This window comes from Tsukamurella sp. NPDC003166 (genome assembly GCF_040611135.1).
In the GTDB taxonomy this organism is placed as follows: Bacteria; Actinomycetota; Actinomycetes; order Mycobacteriales; family Mycobacteriaceae; genus Tsukamurella.
The window spans coordinates 1-16,718 of sequence record NZ_JBEXNL010000012.1; the positions used below are offsets into that span (position 1 = coordinate 1).

Consider the following 16,718-nt stretch of genomic DNA (forward strand, 5'->3'; position numbering starts at 1 on the left):
TTCACGGGGGTGGCGCACCAGTTGGGGGTGGAGATCGAGAAGCGGATCAGCAAGGAGGTCCGCACCACTGTGCTGGGGCATGTGCAGCGCGGTGGTACGCCGACGCCGGCGGATCGGGTGCTGGCCACCCGCTACGGCGTCAACGCCGCTGATGCGGCCCATGCGGGGAAGGTCGGGCAGATGGTGTCGTTGCGTGGCACGTCCATCGGGCTCGTGCCCCTCGCGGAGGCGGTCAAGCAACTCAAGCGGGTCCCGCGGGAGCGCTACGACGACGCCGCGGAGTTCTTCGGCTGAACCTCCGGAGCGCGACCACTGGCCTCTCTGAAGCGAGCCTTAAGAAGTGCACCGCAGACTCGCCGGTATGAATCCGAACCCTCCCTCGAACCCGGGCGGCTACCCGGGCCAGGATCCGTCCGACCCCCACGAGCAGACGCAGCTGCGCCCGACCTGGCAGTCGGGCGAGAACGCGCAGTTCGGCGCACCGTCGAACCCGCAGTTCGGCGCACCGTCGAACCCGCAGTACCCGGCCCAACCGGCCTTCGCGCCCCCCGGCGGCCAGGGCCCGCAGGGTCCCGGAGCGCCCGGGTTCCCGCCGGGCCCGGGCGCCCCGAAGAAGCCGCGGCCGGGCTGGTTGATCCCCGCCCTGATCGGCGGCGGCGCCGTGCTGCTGGTGATCGTGCTCATCGCCGGCATCGCCATCGTCAAGAGCGTCGGTGGTGGCGGCGACACAGGTTCGCCCGGCGCGACGGTCAAGGCCTACTTCGCCGCGCTCCAGGCGGGTGACGCGAAGAAGGCGCTGAGCTACGGCAAGGAGGCGCCCGCCTCGACCGAGCTGCTCACCGACGAGGTGCTCCGGAAGCAGCGCGACCTCGCGCCGATCAAGGACCTCAAGATCGTCAGCGAGTCCGGCGGCTACATGGGCACGGTCCACCTGACCGTCACGATCGGCCAGGTGTCCTACGACGAGGAGCTGAGCATGGAGAAGGTCGGCGACGACTGGAAGCTCGCGACCGCTGCGGTCCAGCTCAAGCCGTACTTCAGCTACGACTCGGACAAGAAGAACGTCACGATCCTCGGCAAGCCGCTGCCCGAGTCCGGTGTCGTGTACGTGTTCCCCGGTGCCCTCGACCTGGGATCGTCGAACAAGAATCTGGTGGCACAGAAGTTGAAGTACAGCTCGACCGACGACAAGGGCCAGGCGTCGGTCAAGGGACTCTCGCGCTTCAGCGTGAGTGGCAGCCTCAACATCGGCTTCGGCCTCAGCGACGCCGCCAAGACGTCGGTGCGGCAGCAGATCGCCGCGCGCTACTCGGCGTGCGCGGCCTCGAAGGACGGCTACCCGTCGGGGTGCCCGCAGTCCGACTTCTCCGGCGAGAAGGGCACCTACAGCTGGACCGCGCCCAACGTGGACGAGATCGACCTCAGCGGTGACGTCCGTGACGGACAGCTCAGCATCAGCGGCTCGCAGGTGTGGAACTTCACCGCCACCGGCCGCGACGGTCGCCCGATCACCGGCTCGGACTCCGGTTACGTCTCCTCGACGGTCACGGTGACCGCTGACGCGGTGGCGGTGTCCAGCCGCTGACCGGCGGAGCATTAGGCTTGACGCCATGAGTGCCGAGCTTGCCGAACTGGATCTCCCCGAGTACGCGGACGTCGTGGCCCGCTACGAGCCCGTGATGGGCATGGAGGTCCACGTCGAGCTCGGCACGGCCACCAAGATGTTCTGCGGCTGCCGCACCGAGTTCGGCGCCGAGCCCAACACCCAGGTCTGCCCCACGTGCCTGGGGATGCCGGGCGCACTGCCGGTCGTCAACGACGAGGCGGTGCGCTCGGCCATTCGCATCGGCCTGGCACTGAACTGCTCGATCCGGCCGAGCTCGGTGTTCGCGCGGAAGAACTACTTCTACCCGGACCAGCCGAAGAACTACCAGATCAGCCAGTACGAGGACCCGATCGCCTACGACGGCTACCTCGACGTCCCGCTCGAGGACGGCACCGTCTGGCGGGTGGAGATCGAGCGCGCGCACATGGAGGAGGACACGGGCAAGTCCACGCACATCGGTTCGGCCACCGGCCGCATCCACGGCGCCTCGCACTCGCTCCTCGACTTCAACCGCGCCGGCGTGCCGCTGGTCGAGATCGTCTCGCGCCCCATCGAGGGCGCGGGGGAGCGGGCCCCCGAGGTCGCCCGCGCGTACGTCACCGCGCTCCGCGACCTGCTCGCCTCGCTCGACGTCTCCGACGTCCGGATGGACCAGGGTTCGATGCGGTGCGATTCGAACGTCTCGCTCAGGCCCGTCGGGCAGACGGAGTTCGGCACGCGCACCGAGACCAAGAACGTCAACTCGCTGCGCAGCGTCGAGGTCGCGGTGCGGTACGAGATGCGCCGTCAGGCAGCGGTGCTCGACGCCGGCGGCACCGTCGTCCTCGAGACCCGGCACTTCCAGGAGGGCGACGGGACCACCACGGCCGGGCGCCCCAAGGAGACGGCGGACGACTACCGCTACTTCCCGGACCCGGACCTCGGCCCCGTCGCGCCGGCGGCGGAGCTCGTCGAGCAGCTGCGCGGCACGATCCCGGAGCTGCCGTGGCTGCGCCGTGCCCGGATCCAGGAGGAGTGGAAGCTCTCCGACGAGGTCATGCGCGACCTGGTGAACCTGGGCGCCATCGACGCCATCATCGCGACCGTCGACGCCGGGGCCACCCCGGACGCCGCTCGCTCGTGGTGGGGGAGCTTCCTGCCGCAGCAGGCGAATTCACGGGAGGTCGAGCTCGATGCCCTGGCGATCACCCCCGCCCAGGTGGCGCGCGTGATCGCGCTCATCGACGAGGGCAAGCTCACGAGCAAGCTCGCGCAGCAGGTCATCGTCGGCGTGCTCGACGGCGAGGGCGAGCCCGACGAGGTCGTCGCCGCGCGTGGCCTCGAGGTGGTGCGCGACGACGGAGCCCTGCAGAAGGCCGTCGACGAGGCGCTCGCCGCCAACCCGGACATCGTCGAGAAGGTCCGCAGCGGCAAGGTGCAGGCCGCCGGCAAGATCGTCGGCGATGTCATGAAGGCCACCCGCGGCCAGGCCGACGCGGCACGCGTGCGCGAGCTGGTGCTCGCCGCCTGCGAGTAGCCGGGCGCGGCCCGCGGGAGTGTCAGTCGTTCCCGCCGCCGGCCTCGCTGCTGGGGATCGGGAGGAGGACGACCCGATCGTCCGTGGGGGCCTGCGGGTTCGGCTTGTTCGTCGTCAGCCCCTGCGGGAGGTCCTTCGGACCGATCGCGAGGCGCCCGAAGATGCCGTAGCGGGTGCGGTCGACCATCTGGACGGGCTCGCCGTCGGCAGTGACCGGGTCCTTCGGCACGCGCACCATCTCGACCTTGCCCGCGCGCGACTCGCTGACGAACACCGCGCCCTTGACGACGGCACAGCCCGCGAGGCCCGGACGGTCCGGCCAGCTCCACACCACCGAATCCGGCGAGCCCGGGTTCGTGATCACGCGCAGCCGGTCCTGCGTGAGCCCCTGATCGGCGATGAAGATCGGCCCGCCCTGGGCGAAGCCGCACACCGACTGCCGGACCCCACCGTCGCTCGCGAGCACCCTCGGCCGGACGGGCGAGATCGTGTTCGGCGAGGGCAGCAGCAGAACCTTGCCGGCGAGCGACCCGGGGTCGCGCGCCGCATTCGCGTCGCCCGCGTTGCCGGTCGCGACGATCAGGTCGCGGCCCCGGAACATGATCGAGCCGGCGTTGCCCGTGGCGCCCTTGGGGATTCCGGACAGGATCACCTTCGGTTCGTCTCCCGGCGTCACGCGCACGATCCGGTTGTCGGTGGGAGTGCTCACGTAGGCGTAGAACAGCCGGTCCTCGTCGTACGACGGTGACAGGGCGATCGACAGCAGCCCGCCGTCGCCCGATGTGTCGACCCCGATCCGCAGGATCTCGCGGTTCGGCAGGTCCGTGGTGGTGTAGGTGATGGAGCCCCCGCGCTCGGAGACGTACGCATGCTCCAGATCACCGGTGGTGATCAGCGATGTCGGCTCGGTGAGGCAGGTCGCGAGGACCATCGGATCCTGGTCGATGCACGGGCCCGGCGGCTTGGGGACCGCGCTGGGCAGGGCGGGACCGGGCGTGCGCGTCGTGGTCGTGGCCTCGCCCGTCGGCGGCCCGGTGAACGGGGCGGCCTCACTGCCGGAGAAGTCGACGCAGCCCGCCAGCAGCGCCGCGGCCGCCGCGAGTACGACGGCGTGTCGCGCGCGGACACGCGCGCGCCGGGACCCCTCACTCATGCCGCCACCCTACCGATTCGGTCTCCGGGCGCGGTTCGCTCCCGGCCCGCACCGTGCGCGCCCCTTAGGGTGGGGCGTGTGAGCGACAAGGACGGAATCGAGAAAGAGACCAGCGAGAGCGCGGCCGGGTCGCCGTACGACTTCTCGTCCACGGGGGACCTGCCCCGGTTCGGGGAGCGGCATCCGACGGGCGGATTCGTCCTGGATCCCCACGACGACTCGGACACCGGCATCGGACCGGTGCTCCCGCGCTACCGCGACGAGCCCGCCGGAACGGCCCCGGCCTCGGCGTCCGCGAGCGCGTCCGGCACGCAGGACACCCCGCCGGCGGCACCGTCGGGCGACGACGCCCCGACGGCGGCCGTGCCGGACACGAGCGATCTCGCCGCGGCGATCGCGTCCGCGAGCGCCGCCACCGCGGCGATCTCCGCCAGCGGCACGCCGGACGCCGCCCCGGTCGCGGGCCGGGCCGGCGCACTGTCCAGCGAGGAGCGGGACGAGTTCGGCAAGCGCTACAACCGCCGACGGGGCCGCGAGCGCGCCGCCCAGGCCCGGGCGGAGGCCGAGGGCATCCCGCTCGAGACCGCCGCGACGGAGGAGATCGCGCCGCCGCAGGGGCGCCGATTCGGCAAGCCCGTCGGTGACGCCTCCGCAGAGCTCGACGAGGCCCGCAAGGCCGCGCGCCGCGGCACCACCGATCTCGGTCTGCTGGTGCTGCGGGTCGCCGTCGGTGTGATTCTTGCGGCGCACGGCGTGCAGAAGCTGTTCGGGATCTGGGGCGGGCCGGGCATCGACGGGTTCGCGCGGTACCTGCAGAACGGCAACGATCCGTCGGTCGGCTTCCAGCGGTTCACCAAGGTGCTCTCGATCGGCACCGGCGTCATCGAGCTGGGCGGCGGCGCGATGCTCGTCCTGGGCCTGCTGACCCCCATCGCCGCCGCGGGTGCGGTCGGCGTGATGCTCTCGGCGGGGCTGTTCAAGCTGACCACCGCCGGCCACGGCTTCGTCTTCTTCGCGCCGAACGGGGTCGAGTACGAGCTCATGCTCGTCCTGGCCGCCGTCGCGATCCTGCTCGCCGGCCCGGGCAGGCTGTCGCTGGACTTCGGTCGCGGGTGGGCCCGGCGGCCACACGCGGGCTCGGTGATCTGGCTGGTCGTGGCAGTCGCGGGCGCCGTCACCGTGTGGGTCCTCCTCAACGGCGCGAACCCGCTCGTCAAGCGCTGACCCGGTGAGACGCAGGAACCCCGGCCGCCCGGCCGGGGTTCCTTCGCGTTCAGCGCTCGATCAGGGCACCTGCCGGACCGCACCGCGGTCGGCGGACGTCGCCAGGGCGGCGTAGGCGCGCAGCGCAGTACTGACGGTGCGCTGCCGGTCCCGGGGCTGCCAGGGGCGCTCGGAGGCCTCCATCTTGGCGCGGCGCCGCGCGAGCTCCTCGTCGTCGACGAGGACCTTGAGGGTGCGCGAGTGCACGTCGATCAGGATCTCGTCGCCGTTCTCGACAAGGCCGATGTTGCCGCCCGACGCCGCCTCGGGGGAGGCGTGGCCGATGACGAGGCCCGACGAGCCGCCGGAGAAGCGACCGTCGGTGACGAGACCGCACTTCTTGCCCATGCCCGTGCCCTTCATGAAGGACGTGGGGTGCAGCATCTCCTGCATGCCCGGGCCGCCCGCGGGACCCTCGTAGCGGATGACCAGGACCTCGCCGGCCTGCAACTCCTTCGACAGGATCGCGTGCACCGCGTCCTCCTGGCTCTCGACGACGCGCGCCGGGCCCTGGAAGTGCCACAGCTCCTCCTCGACCCCCGCGGTCTTGAGGACGGCGCCGTTCTGCGCGATGTTGCCGTGCAGCACGCAGAGGCCGCCCTCCACCGTGTAGGCGTGCTCCTTGTCGCGGATGCAGCCCTCGGCGGCGTCGGTGTCGAGCGATTCCCACCGGTTCGACGTGGAGAAGGGCTCGGTGGTCCGGACCCCGCCGGGTGCGGCGTGGAAGAGCTCGATCGCCGTGTCGGTGGCGGTGCCGCTGCGGATGTCCCAGTCGGCGAGGTATGCCTCAAGAGACGGCGCGTGGACGGGCCGGACATTCCGGTTCAACAGGCCCGCGCGGTCGAGCTCGCCGAGGATCGCGGGGATGCCACCGGCCCGGTGCACGTGCTCCATGTAGTACTTCGGTGAGTTCGGCGCCACCTTCGCCAGGCACGGGACCTTGCGCGAGATGCGGTCGATGTCATGCAGGTCGAAGGCGACCTCGCCCTCCTGCGCAGCGGCCAGGATGTGCAGCACCGTGTTCGTCGACCCGCCCATCGCGACGTCGAGCGCCATGGCGTTCTCGAAGGCCTCGCGGGTGGCGACGGAGCGGGGAAGGACCGACTCGTCGTCGTCCCGGTAGTACTTCGTGGCGATGTCGACGATCAGCTCGCCCGCGCGGGTGAACAGGTCGCGGCGCGCGGTCTGTGTCGCCAGCGTGGAGCCGTTGCCGGGCAGCGACAGGCCGAGGGCCTCGGTGAGGCAGTTCATGGAGTTGGCGGTGAACATGCCCGAACACGAGCCGCACGTCGGGCATGCCGAGCGCTCGACCTCGAGGAGCTCCTGGTCGCTGACATTGCCGTCGGCGGACGCGATCATCGCGTCGATGAGATCGGTGCCCGGGCGAACGACGCCGTTGATGACGACCGACGTCCCGGCCTCCATCGGGCCGCCGGAGACGAACACCGTGGGGATGTTCAGGCGCATCGCGGCGTTGAGCATGCCGGGGGTGATCTTGTCGCAGTTCGAGATGCAGACCAGCGCGTCGGCGGTGTGCGCGTTGACCATGTACTCGACCGAGTCGGCGATGATCTCGCGGCTGGGCAGCGAGTACAGCATGCCGCCGTGCCCCATGGCGATGCCGTCGTCCACGGCGATGGTGTGGAACTCCTTCGCGACGCCACCCGCCGCGACGATCGCCTCCGCGACGATCTCGCCGACGTTCTTCAGGTGCACGTGACCGGGCACGAACTGCGTGTAGGAGTTGGCGATCGCGATGATCGGCTTGCCGAAGTCGGCGTCCGTCATTCCGGTGGCACGCCAGAGCGCGCGAGCGCCGGCCGCCTCTCGTCCGACGGTGGTGGTGCGTGAGCGGAGCGGTGGCATGAGCTTCTCGCCTCGGATCTTTTCTATCGTGCGGGCTGGTGAGGAATGCGCTCCCCGTGAACAGGTGAAGGCCTGTTCCGCGGGAATTATTCCGCGGTGACGTCCGGGATCCGGCCACCGGAGGCGGCCGCGACGCGGGGGAGCTGGCTGATGGTGACGGCGGGTAGTCGCACCTCGGAACCGTCGGCGCGGACTGCGTACACCGCACCGTTGTTCCCGATCCTAATCCCCGACATCTCGTCCCACGCGATGGTGGTGGCGCGCAGGACGCGGACGGACCGGACACCGTCGGGACCGATGACGGTGCGGACCCGCAGGATCCACAGGGCGAGCAGGACGGGGATGACGAGCAGTGCCCAGCCGAGGACGGCGGCGCCGACGCCCGCTGTACTGCCGTCGACCGAGCGGCCGACGGTCCACGGGCCGACGATGGGCGCGAGGCAGACGGCGAACAGCGCCACCCCGATCAGCGCGATCGACGGGTGCTTGAAGACCACCCGGTCGCCCGCGGCGATCGGCACCGCGGTGTCCGCGGTGTGGTCGGTGGTCACGGTGCGCGTGGCGCCGGTGGACGCCGGCGCGGCGGGAGTCTCGCTCATAACACGCATTGTCTCACGCGGCAGCCGATTCCCAACATATGAGACGGTGTGACTCACTGGTTTGACGCGAATGCACACGGACGCCTAGTTTCACTTGTGTGAAACACAGCTACCAGCTCCTCGTAATCGGTCGGCGCGTCGCCGCCTGAACCGGTTACAGCCGTTTCACACCAGCATCGACGCGCTACCCTCGCTCAGCCACCGCTGACGGGGGTTTTTTGTTGCCCGGATAGCTTCGGGCGACGCATCGCACGCCGATAGTCCATGTTTGAGCAGAGCAACGCTAGAGCACGAGAAGGTCACATCGTGAGCGCACCTACAGCTCGGCCCCACCCAGGGCAGAAGCCCGGGGCCCGCAAGCCCGGCGCCGGGATCCCCGGCGCGCATCCCGCCGCCTCGAAGCAGCACGTGGCGTCCGACGTCGCGAGCGGCCACCTCGAGGGCGCCCGTACCGTAGCCCCCGAGCGGGTCACCGGTGCGCAGTCGGTCGTCCGGTCGCTCGAGGAGATCGGCGTCGACACGGTCTTCGGCATTCCCGGCGGGTGCATCCTCCCGGTGTACGACCCGCTGCTCGACTCGAAGAAGGTGCGGCACGTCCTGGTCCGGCACGAGCAGGGCGCCGGCCACGCCGCCACCGGCTACGCGCAGGCCACGGGCAAGGTCGGCGTGTGCATGGCCACCTCCGGTCCCGGCGCCACCAACCTGGTGACCCCGCTCGCCGACGCGCAGATGGACTCGGTCCCGATCGTCGCGATCACCGGTCAGGTCGGCCGCCCGCTGATCGGCACGGACGCCTTCCAGGAGGCCGACATCTCGGGCATCACGATGCCCGTCACCAAGCACAACTTCCTCGTCTACGACGCGGCCGACATCCCGCGCGTCATCGCCGAGGCCTTCTATCTCGCGCAGAGCGGCCGCCCCGGCGCCGTGCTGGTCGACATCCCGAAGGACGTGCTGCAGGAGGACACGGTCTTCTCGTGGCCGCCGCAGATCGACCTGCCCGGCTACCGGCCCGTGACCAAGCCGCACGGTAAGCAGATCCGCGAGGCCGCCCGGCTCATCGCCGCGGCGAAGTCGCCGGTGCTCTACGTCGGCGGCGGCGTGCTCAAGGCGGAGGCGTCCGAGGAACTGCTCAAGCTGGCCGAGCTGACCGGTATCCCGGTGGTCACCACCCTGATGGCGCGCGGCGTCTTCCCCGACAGCCATCAGCAGCACATGGGCATGCCCGGCATGCACGGCACCGTCGGCGCCGTGGCCGCGCTGCAGCGTTCGGACCTGTTGGTCACCCTCGGCGCCCGGTTCGACGACCGCGTCACCGGCAAGCTGGACTCCTTCGCGCCCGACGCGAAGGTCATCCACGCCGACATCGACCCGGCGGAGATCGGCAAGAACCGGTTCGCGGACGTCCCGATCGTGGGCGATTGCAAGGAGGTCATCGCCGAGCTCATCGCCGCGATCTCCGAGGACCGCGCCACCATCGCCGCCCCGGACCTCACCGCCTGGTGGGAGTACCTGGACGGCGTCCGCGCGACCTATCCGCTGGCGTACAACACCCCGTCCGACGGTGCGCTGAGCCCCGAGTACGTGATCGAGCGCCTCGGTATCGCCGCGGGGCCCGACGCGATCTACTGCGCCGGCGTCGGCCAGCACCAGATGTGGGCCGCGCAGTTCGTCAAGTACGAGAAGCCGCGTACCTGGCTGAACTCGGGCGGTCTCGGCACGATGGGCTACGCGGTCCCCGCGGCGCTCGGCGCCAAGATGGGCGCGCCCGAGAAGGAGGTCTGGGCGATCGACGGTGACGGCTGCTTCCAGATGACCAATCAGGAGCTCGCCACCGCCGCGATCGAGGGCGCGCCGATCAAGGTCGCCATCATCAACAACGGCAACCTGGGCATGGTCCGCCAGTGGCAGACGCTGTTCTACGACCAGCGCTACTCGAGCACCGACCTGTCCACGCACTCGATGCGGATCCCGGATTTCGTCAAGCTCGGTGAGGCGATGGGCTGCGTGTCCTTCCGCTGCGAGCGCGCCGAGGACGTCGACGCGATCATCGCGCAGGCGCGGGAGATCAACGACCGCCCGGTGGTCATCGACTTCATCGTGGGCGCCGACGCCCAGGTGTGGCCGATGGTCGCCGCGGGCACCAGCAACGACGAGATCATGGCGGCACGGGACATCCGTCCGCTGTTCGACGAGGACGACGCGGCCGACGAGCCCGCCGTCATCCACGCCGCGATGGAGCGTTCGGAGGAGCAGAAGTGAGCACCACGCACACGCTGAGCGTTCTGGTCGAGGACCGGCCGGGCGTGCTCGCCCGCGTCTCGTCGCTGTTCTCGCGTCGCGGCTTCAACATCGAGTCCCTCGCCGTCGGCGGGACCGAGCTCAAGGGCGTCAGCCGCATGACCATCGTCGTCACGGTCGACGAGCTGCCGCTCGAGCAGGTCACCAAGCAGCTCAACAAGCTGGTCTCCGTGCTCAAGATCGTCGAACAGGATTCGACGTCGTCGGTGGCGCGCGAGCTCATGCTCATCAAGGTGCGCGCCGACGCCGCCACACGTGGCCAGGTCACCGACACCGTCGACCTGTTCCGTGCCAAGATCGTGGACGTCTCGCCCGACTCGGTGACCATCGAGGCCACCGGTACGCCGGACAAGCTCGACGCGCTGCTGGCGGTCCTGGATCCCTTCGGGATCCGCGAGATCGCCCAGTCCGGCGTCATCGCGCTGGGACGCGGCCCCAAGTCGATCACCGCGACCCGCTAACTTAACTACTGCAAAAAATTTTCAGAAGGGACAAGGAACCACCGTGGCAATCGAACTGTTCTACGACGAGGACGCCGACCTCTCCATCATTCAGGGCAAGAAGGTCGCCGTCATCGGCTACGGCTCGCAGGGGCACGCGCACTCGCTGAGCCTGCGCGACTCCGGCGTCGACGTGCGGATCGGCCTCAAGGAGGGCTCGAAGTCGCGCGCCAAGGCCGAGGAGCAGGGCCTGACCGTCGGCACGCCCGCCGAGGTCGCCGCGTGGGCCGACGTCATCATGCTGCTCGCGCCCGACACCGCGCAGGCCGAGATCTTCAAGGCCGACATCGAGCCGAACCTCAAGGACGGCGACGCGCTGTTCTTCGGCCACGGCCTGAACATCCACTTCAAGCTGATCGAGGCCCCGGCCAACGTCACCGTCGCGATGGTCGCCCCCAAGGGCCCCGGCCACCTGGTGCGTCGTCAGTTCGTCGACGGCAAGGGCGTCCCCGCCCTCATCGCGGTGGACCAGGACCCGACCGGCAACGGCCAGGCGCTCGCCCTGAGCTACGCCGCCGCGATCGGTGGCGCCCGCGCCGGCGTCATCAAGACCACCTTCAAGGAGGAGACCGAGACCGATCTCTTCGGTGAGCAGGCCGTGCTGTGCGGCGGCACCGAGGAGCTCGTCAAGGTCGGCTTCGAGGTGCTCGTCGAGGCGGGCTACGCCCCCGAGATGGCCTACTTCGAGTGCCTGCACGAGCTCAAGCTCATCGTGGACCTCATGTACGAGGGCGGCATCGCCCGCATGAACTACTCGGTGTCCGACACCGCGGAGTTCGGCGGCTACCTCTCGGGCCCGCGCGTCATCGACGCCGACACCAAGAAGCGCATGCAGGACATCCTCACGGACATCCAGGACGGCACTTTCGTCAAGCGCCTCGTCGCGAACGTCGAGGGCGGCAACAAGGAGCTCGAGGGCCTGCGCAAGGAGAACGCCGAGCACCCGATCGAGGTCACGGGCAAGAAGCTGCGCGACCTGATGAGCTGGGTCGATCGCCCGATCACCGAGACTGCCTAGGTCTCACCGCACGCCCGGAGCCCCGTCGAACCGTCCAGGTTCGACGGGGCTCTTGCGCGTCCGGACGTCCCGCGCTACCGTCTGAACATGTTCAATGAACATGTTCAGTCGCGGGCGGAGGCGAAGGCCGACACTCGGTCGCGGGTGCTCGCCGCCGCCGACCGCTCGTTCCGCGAGCGCGGCTTCTCGGGCACGACGGTGCGCGGCATCGCCGCCGACGCCGGCGTCAGCGTCGGGACCGTGATGGGGGTCGGTGACAAGGACGCGCTGCTCATCGCCATCGTCGACGACTGGATCGCGGCCGTGCACGCGGGCCGCGAGCCCGCGGCGGTGCTGCCGCCGCTGACGCCGGGGGAGGCGACGGTGCGCCTCGTCGAGGTCGTCCGGCCGTTCGTCACCTACTTCAACGCCGACGGTGACCTCTCCCGCGAGTACGCAGCGGTCCTCGCGCGGGGCAGGCACCGTTCCCGCACGTTCGGCGACCTCGGCGACGAGCTGCAGGCTGACTTCGAGCAGGTCTTCGCGGCCGCGGGCTGTGCCGATCCCGGCGCCGCCGCGCGCAGCCTCTACTTCGTCTACATCGGCCTGCTGTTCGCCACCTCAGGCGGCGCGATCACGCGGGAGGCCGCGGCGGAGCGCCTCGTTGAGGCGATCGGACAGATTCTCGGAGAGGGAGTTCCACAATGACCACCGGTTTCATCGATACGCCGCACTGGCCGTGGCTCACGGTCGCGCTCTCCGTCGTACTGCTCGGCGACGCGCTGATGTCCCTGCGCCCGCCGGCCTTCATCCGCGACTGCCTCGACGGGGTCCGGTTCCCGCGCGACTGGTGGTGGACCCTCGTCGTGATCAAGCTGGTCGCGGTCGCGGGGCTGCTCGCCGGCCTCCACTATCCGGGCGTCGGCTTCGCGGCGAACGCGGGCGTGGTCGCCTACTTCGTCTGCGCAGCTGTCGCGCACGTCCGCGCTGGCTTCCTCGGCTCGACCTTCTGGGTGAACTGCCTCGGCATGCTCGGCTTCTCGGCCCTCGTGCTGATCCTGTCGTACGCCTGAAGGGGCGCCCGCTCGTGGCGGGCGCCCCTCGGCATGACCGACACCCTCAGGCGGTCAAGTCCTTGGCCCGGGTCTCGGGCACGGTGCACATCGTGATGATCGATACGACGCCCAGTGCCATCGCGTACCCGAGGAACACCTCGGGTCGGCCGAGAGAGCCGAAGTAGGTCTGCAGGTAGGGCGCCGTGCCGCCGAACGCCGCGACGCACAGCGCGTAGGGCAGCGCAAGGCCGAGGGTGCGGATATTCGTCGGGAAGATCTCCGCGTACACCGCGACGGTGACCGACGCGAGTGCCGACAGCGGGACCATCGCGAGCGACATGGCCGCGAACAGACTCCAGGCCGACGGGGTGAGCATCGCGTTGAGGGGGAAGGTCAGCGCCACGATCGCGACGGCCGCCGAGATCATCACGGGCTTGCGGCCGACCCGGTCCGACAGCCTGCCCCACAGCGGGCACAGCGCGAGGAACACCAGCTGAGCCCCGGCACCGGCCCAGAGGGCGTCGGCCTTCGGAACCTTGATCACGGCGATCGCGTAGGCGGGAGCGGAGACCGCCCACGCGTAGTACAGGACCGTCATTCCCAGGACCATCCCGCAGATCTGCAACAGCAGCTTGGGGTGCCGGCGCACGCCGTCGAAGACGGAGCGCTTCGGCGCATCGGTGGACCCGCGCGCCGCCTTGTGGCCCTCGAAGATCTCGCTCTCCTCGAGTCGCGTCCGCATGTACAGCGAATAGAAGCCGAAGACACCGCCCAGGACGAACGCGATCCGCCAGCCCCACGAATGCATGGCATCGTCAGACAGTGACGACGCGAGGATCCCGGCCAGTACGAGAGCCGCGAGCTGCCCCACCGTGCCGGAGACGTAGATGATCGATGACCAGAGCCCGCGTCGCTCGCGCGGGGCCTCCTCGGCGATGTACGTCTGCGCGGCGGGCAGTTCGCCGCCGTGCGCGAGTCCCTGGGCCAGGCGGGCGATCACCAGCAGCACGCTGGCGGCGACGCCGATGGTCGCGTAATTCGGGGTGAGGCCGATCAACAGGCTGCCACCGGCGCCGAGGGCGACGGTCCAGGACATCGCGGACTTGCGGCCCAGGCGGTCCGAGAGCCAGCCGAAGAATATCCCGCCGAAGGGCCGTGCCACGAAGCCCACCGCGAACACGGCGAGCGTCTTGAGAAGACTCGACGCGGCATCCTCGGTGTGGAAGAACTGGGCGGCGAAGAACGGCGCGAAGACGGCGTAGATGCCCCAGTCGAACCACTCCATCGCGTTACCGGAGCCGACGCCGAGCAGCGTCTTCGCGGTGCTCTGTCGCTTCGCCGGTCCGGCCGCGGCGGGTTCCTGGGGCGCGGGGGAGTCCGAGGGCTTGGGCATCGTGGCGGTCATCGGGCACCGCCCGCGGCGAGCAGGTCCAGGCGCCGCTCGGCGAGCGTCGCGTAGACCGCGACGCCGTCCTGGAGCACCGACGGGTCGAAGTCGGCCTGCGGCGAGTGGTTCAGCGGCGCGGACGCCGGGTCGAGACCGGGGAGGGTGGCGCCGATGTTCATGAACACACCGGGGATCTCCTCGAGCACGCGGGAGAAGTCCTCGGAGCCGGCGATGGGGTTCTTCGCGGTGAGGAACCGCTCCTCGCCGAGGGCCTCGCGGACCACGTCGGCGCCGAAGGCGGTCTCCCACTCGTCGTTGATCGTGACCGGGTATTCGGCGATGAGCTCGTGATCGACGTCCACGCCGTTCGCGTGGGCGACGCCCCGCAGCGTCTGCGTGATCGCCCGCTCCAGGAGTTCCTCGCTCTCGCGGCTGAATCGCCGGACGGTGGCCTCGAAGGTCACCGTCTCGGGAATGACGTTCGCCTTGGTGCCCCCGTGGATCGACCCGACGGACAGGACCACGGGGTCGAAGATGTCGAAGGTCCGCGTGATCATCGTCTCCAGCGCCGCGATCATCTGCGCGGCGGCGAGGATGGGGTCCTTCGCGCGGAACGGCATCGAGCCGTGGCCGCCGGCGCCGCGCACCGTCACGACCAGCTTGTGCGAGGCCGACATCATCGTCCCGGGGCGGGAGGTGAAGACGCCGCTCGCGGTCATCGTCGAGATCACGTGCAGCGCGTAGGCGGCGTCAGGTCGTCGTCCGGAAGCCTCCAGCACGCCCTCGTCGATCATCACGCCGGCGCCGTCGAAGCCTTCTTCGCCCGGCTGGAACATGAACACCACGTCGCCCGCCAGGTTGTCGCGGTGGCGGCTGAGCAGTTGTGCCGCGCCGACGAGGGAGGTGGTGTGGAAGTCGTGGCCGCAGGCGTGCATCGCGCCGTTGGTCGAGGCGAAGTCGAGGCCGGTGTCCTCGGCGACGGGGAGCCCGTCCATGTCTCCGCGCAGCAGCACGGTGGCGGGGTTCTCCGGATCGCGTCGGCCGCCGCGGAGCACGCCGGTGACGGACGTCGTCCGGGTGCCGGTGGTCAGCTCCAGGCCGAGGCCGTCCAGCTGCTCGAGCACGATCTCCTGAGTGCGCGGCAGGATCAGCCCCACCTCGGGGGTGGCGTGCAGCCGCTGCCGCAGCTGCTCCAGGTCGCCCTGCATCTGCGCGGCGTCGTCGACAAGGTTCATCGATCTTCCTTCCTTCCGGGTCTGTGACCGGAGACACATCCGGTTGGAAGACCAAGGTAGGTATCGCGTCGAGGTGAACTCTGGATCTGCACGAATATTCTATATTCTGAGCTGTGAGGCGCGACACATGATCGAATCTGCCGCCGCGGACCGGTCCCGGGGCACCGACGAGGTGGATCTGACGATCCTGCACGCGCTGCAGATCGCCCCGCGTGCGACCTGGGCGGAGATCGGCGCCGCGATCGGCGTCGCGCCCACGACGGTCGCGCGGCGATGGGCGAACCTCGAGTCCGGCGGTCGCGCGTGGATCGCCGCGTACGTCGCGAGCCCGTACTCGCGCCTCGTCTTCGTCCGGATCGACGTGGCGCCGGCGCGGAGCGCGGAGGCCGTGGCGGGCCTGTGCGCCCGGAGCGCGCTGGTGACGCTCGACGAGGTGGCCGGGGCTCGGTCGCTCCTCGGGACGCTGGTCGCGCCGAGCACGTCCGCGATGGCCGACGAACTGCATGCGCTCCGGGCGGTCGACGGGGTGAGCGTGGTCGAGCCGGTGGTGTCGACGACCGTGGTCGCACACGGCTCGCGGTGGCGTCTCGACGCGCTCGATCCGGAGCAGGAGCGGCGGATGCGACGGGTCGCGGTGCCGCTCACGGGCGCGCCGGTACCGCAGATCGACGAGACGGACCGCGCGCTGGTGCGGGCGCTGGCGGTGGACGGCCGGGTGTCGGCCACCGACCTCGCGACCCGGCTCGACGTGAGTGTCAACACCGCGCGCCGACGCGTGGCCCGCCTGCTCGAATCCGGATGGCTCAGCCTTCGCTGCGACCTGTCGACAGCGATCTCCGGGCACGAGACCCTGGTCTACCTGTGGCTGCGGTTGCCTCCTGGCGACCTCGCGGCTGCGATGGCGGCGATCGCCGACCTGCCCGACCGTCGAATGGTCGCGACGCTCGCCGGCCGGCACAACCTCCTGGTCAACGCCTGGTTCCACCGCCCGGAGGACCTACTGGACTTCGAAGTGCGGATCGCGCGACTGTGTCCCACGGCGCTGATCGACGACCGGACGATCGTGTTGCGCAAGATCAAGCACATCGGACGGGTACTCGACTCCGACGGGCGCGCCGTGGACCTCGTTCCGCTGCCCGACTTCGCCTGACGAGGCCGGTCGCGCGCCCGAGCCGGGCCCCGGCCAATCAGAGGTTCGGTGAAGACAAGAAACCAGCAGTGATGAATGATAGTGTCGCCG

At 70.1% G+C, this 16,718-nt stretch carries 15 protein-coding genes; 10 read left to right on the top strand and 5 right to left on the bottom strand.

Annotation, left to right across the window (positions count from 1 at the left end):
• The 3 genes from ABZX10_RS14405 to gatB all read left to right on the top strand — a co-directional run.
• Nucleotides 1-294: 6-phosphofructokinase (locus ABZX10_RS14405; RefSeq protein ID WP_355540746.1), on the top strand; the 294-nt coding region annotated here is incomplete at its 5' end.
• A 67-nt stretch (nt 295-361) separates the two neighbouring features.
• Nucleotides 362-1,585 (top strand): hypothetical protein, encoded by a 1,224-nt coding sequence (locus ABZX10_RS14410; RefSeq protein ID WP_355540749.1) that lies wholly within the window; start codon nt 362-364, stop codon nt 1,583-1,585.
• A gap of 25 nt (nt 1,586-1,610) precedes the next feature.
• A complete protein-coding gene (gene gatB, locus ABZX10_RS14415) occupies nt 1,611-3,122 on the top strand; it encodes an Asp-tRNA(Asn)/Glu-tRNA(Gln) amidotransferase subunit GatB (RefSeq protein ID WP_068744582.1) in 1,512 nt (503 codons plus the stop codon).
• A gap of 22 nt (nt 3,123-3,144) precedes the next feature.
• On the opposite strand, the gene ABZX10_RS14420 is transcribed toward gatB, so the two are convergent.
• Nucleotides 3,145-4,275 (bottom strand): PQQ-dependent sugar dehydrogenase, encoded by a 1,131-nt coding sequence (locus ABZX10_RS14420; RefSeq protein ID WP_355540753.1) that lies wholly within the window; start codon nt 4,273-4,275, stop codon nt 3,145-3,147.
• Nucleotides 4,276-4,353: 78 nt separating this feature from the next.
• Here ABZX10_RS14420 and ABZX10_RS14425 point away from each other — a divergent pair, with 78 nt between their 5' ends.
• On the top strand, nt 4,354-5,499 hold the full coding sequence (locus ABZX10_RS14425; protein ID WP_355540756.1) for a DoxX family protein: 1,146 nt from the start codon (nt 4,354-4,356) through the stop codon (nt 5,497-5,499).
• Nucleotides 5,500-5,559: 60 nt separating this feature from the next.
• On the opposite strand, the gene ilvD is transcribed toward ABZX10_RS14425, so the two are convergent.
• Together ilvD and ABZX10_RS14435 are read right to left on the bottom strand one after the other, a co-directional pair.
• Nucleotides 5,560-7,404: a dihydroxy-acid dehydratase gene (gene ilvD, locus ABZX10_RS14430; RefSeq protein WP_355540759.1), complete on the bottom strand. Its 1,845-nt coding sequence runs from the start codon at nt 7,402-7,404 to the stop codon at nt 5,560-5,562.
• An 86-nt stretch (nt 7,405-7,490) separates the two neighbouring features.
• Nucleotides 7,491-8,003 (bottom strand): PH domain-containing protein, encoded by a 513-nt coding sequence (locus ABZX10_RS14435; RefSeq protein ID WP_355540762.1) that lies wholly within the window; start codon nt 8,001-8,003, stop codon nt 7,491-7,493.
• Between the two features lie 306 nt (nt 8,004-8,309).
• Here ABZX10_RS14435 and ABZX10_RS14440 point away from each other — a divergent pair, with 306 nt between their 5' ends.
• The 5 genes from ABZX10_RS14440 to ABZX10_RS14460 all read left to right on the top strand — a co-directional run bounded on the left by ABZX10_RS14440 (nt 8,310) and on the right by ABZX10_RS14460 (nt 12,874).
• A complete protein-coding gene (locus ABZX10_RS14440; protein ID WP_068744573.1) occupies nt 8,310-10,265 on the top strand; it encodes an acetolactate synthase large subunit in 1,956 nt (651 codons plus the stop codon).
• Nucleotides 10,262-10,765, top strand: coding sequence for an acetolactate synthase small subunit (ilvN, locus tag ABZX10_RS14445; protein ID WP_068744571.1), 504 nt, complete (start codon nt 10,262-10,264; stop codon nt 10,763-10,765). The genes ABZX10_RS14440 and ilvN overlap by 4 nt, the downstream gene beginning before the upstream one ends.
• Nucleotides 10,766-10,808: 43 nt before the next feature.
• Nucleotides 10,809-11,822, top strand: coding sequence for a ketol-acid reductoisomerase (gene ilvC / locus ABZX10_RS14450; protein ID WP_355540767.1), 1,014 nt, complete (start codon nt 10,809-10,811; stop codon nt 11,820-11,822).
• An 87-nt stretch (nt 11,823-11,909) separates the two neighbouring features.
• Complete coding sequence (locus ABZX10_RS14455; RefSeq protein ID WP_355540770.1) at nt 11,910-12,509, top strand: TetR/AcrR family transcriptional regulator; 600 nt, start codon at nt 11,910-11,912, stop codon at nt 12,507-12,509.
• Nucleotides 12,506-12,874, top strand: coding sequence for a DoxX family protein (locus tag ABZX10_RS14460; protein WP_355540773.1), 369 nt, complete (start codon nt 12,506-12,508; stop codon nt 12,872-12,874). Before ABZX10_RS14455 ends, ABZX10_RS14460 begins: the two co-directional genes overlap by 4 nt.
• 46 nt (nt 12,875-12,920) lie before the next feature.
• On the opposite strand, the gene ABZX10_RS14465 is transcribed toward ABZX10_RS14460, so the two are convergent.
• Together ABZX10_RS14465 and ABZX10_RS14470 are read right to left on the bottom strand one after the other, a co-directional pair.
• Nucleotides 12,921-14,261 carry an MFS transporter gene (locus ABZX10_RS14465; protein ID WP_355540776.1) on the bottom strand — a complete coding sequence of 447 codons (1,341 nt, stop codon included), beginning with the start codon at nt 14,259-14,261 and terminating at the stop codon, nt 12,921-12,923.
• Nucleotides 14,258-15,478 carry a M20 family metallopeptidase gene (locus ABZX10_RS14470; RefSeq protein WP_355540779.1) on the bottom strand — a complete coding sequence of 407 codons (1,221 nt, stop codon included), beginning with the start codon at nt 15,476-15,478 and terminating at the stop codon, nt 14,258-14,260. The genes ABZX10_RS14465 and ABZX10_RS14470 overlap by 4 nt, the downstream gene beginning before the upstream one ends.
• A gap of 127 nt (nt 15,479-15,605) precedes the next feature.
• Between ABZX10_RS14470 and ABZX10_RS14475 the strand changes: the two genes are divergently transcribed.
• Nucleotides 15,606-16,628, top strand: a complete 1,023-nt coding sequence (locus ABZX10_RS14475) for an AsnC family transcriptional regulator (RefSeq protein ID WP_355540782.1) — start codon at nt 15,606-15,608, stop codon at nt 16,626-16,628.
• The last annotated feature ends 90 nt before the right edge of the window (nt 16,629-16,718 follow it).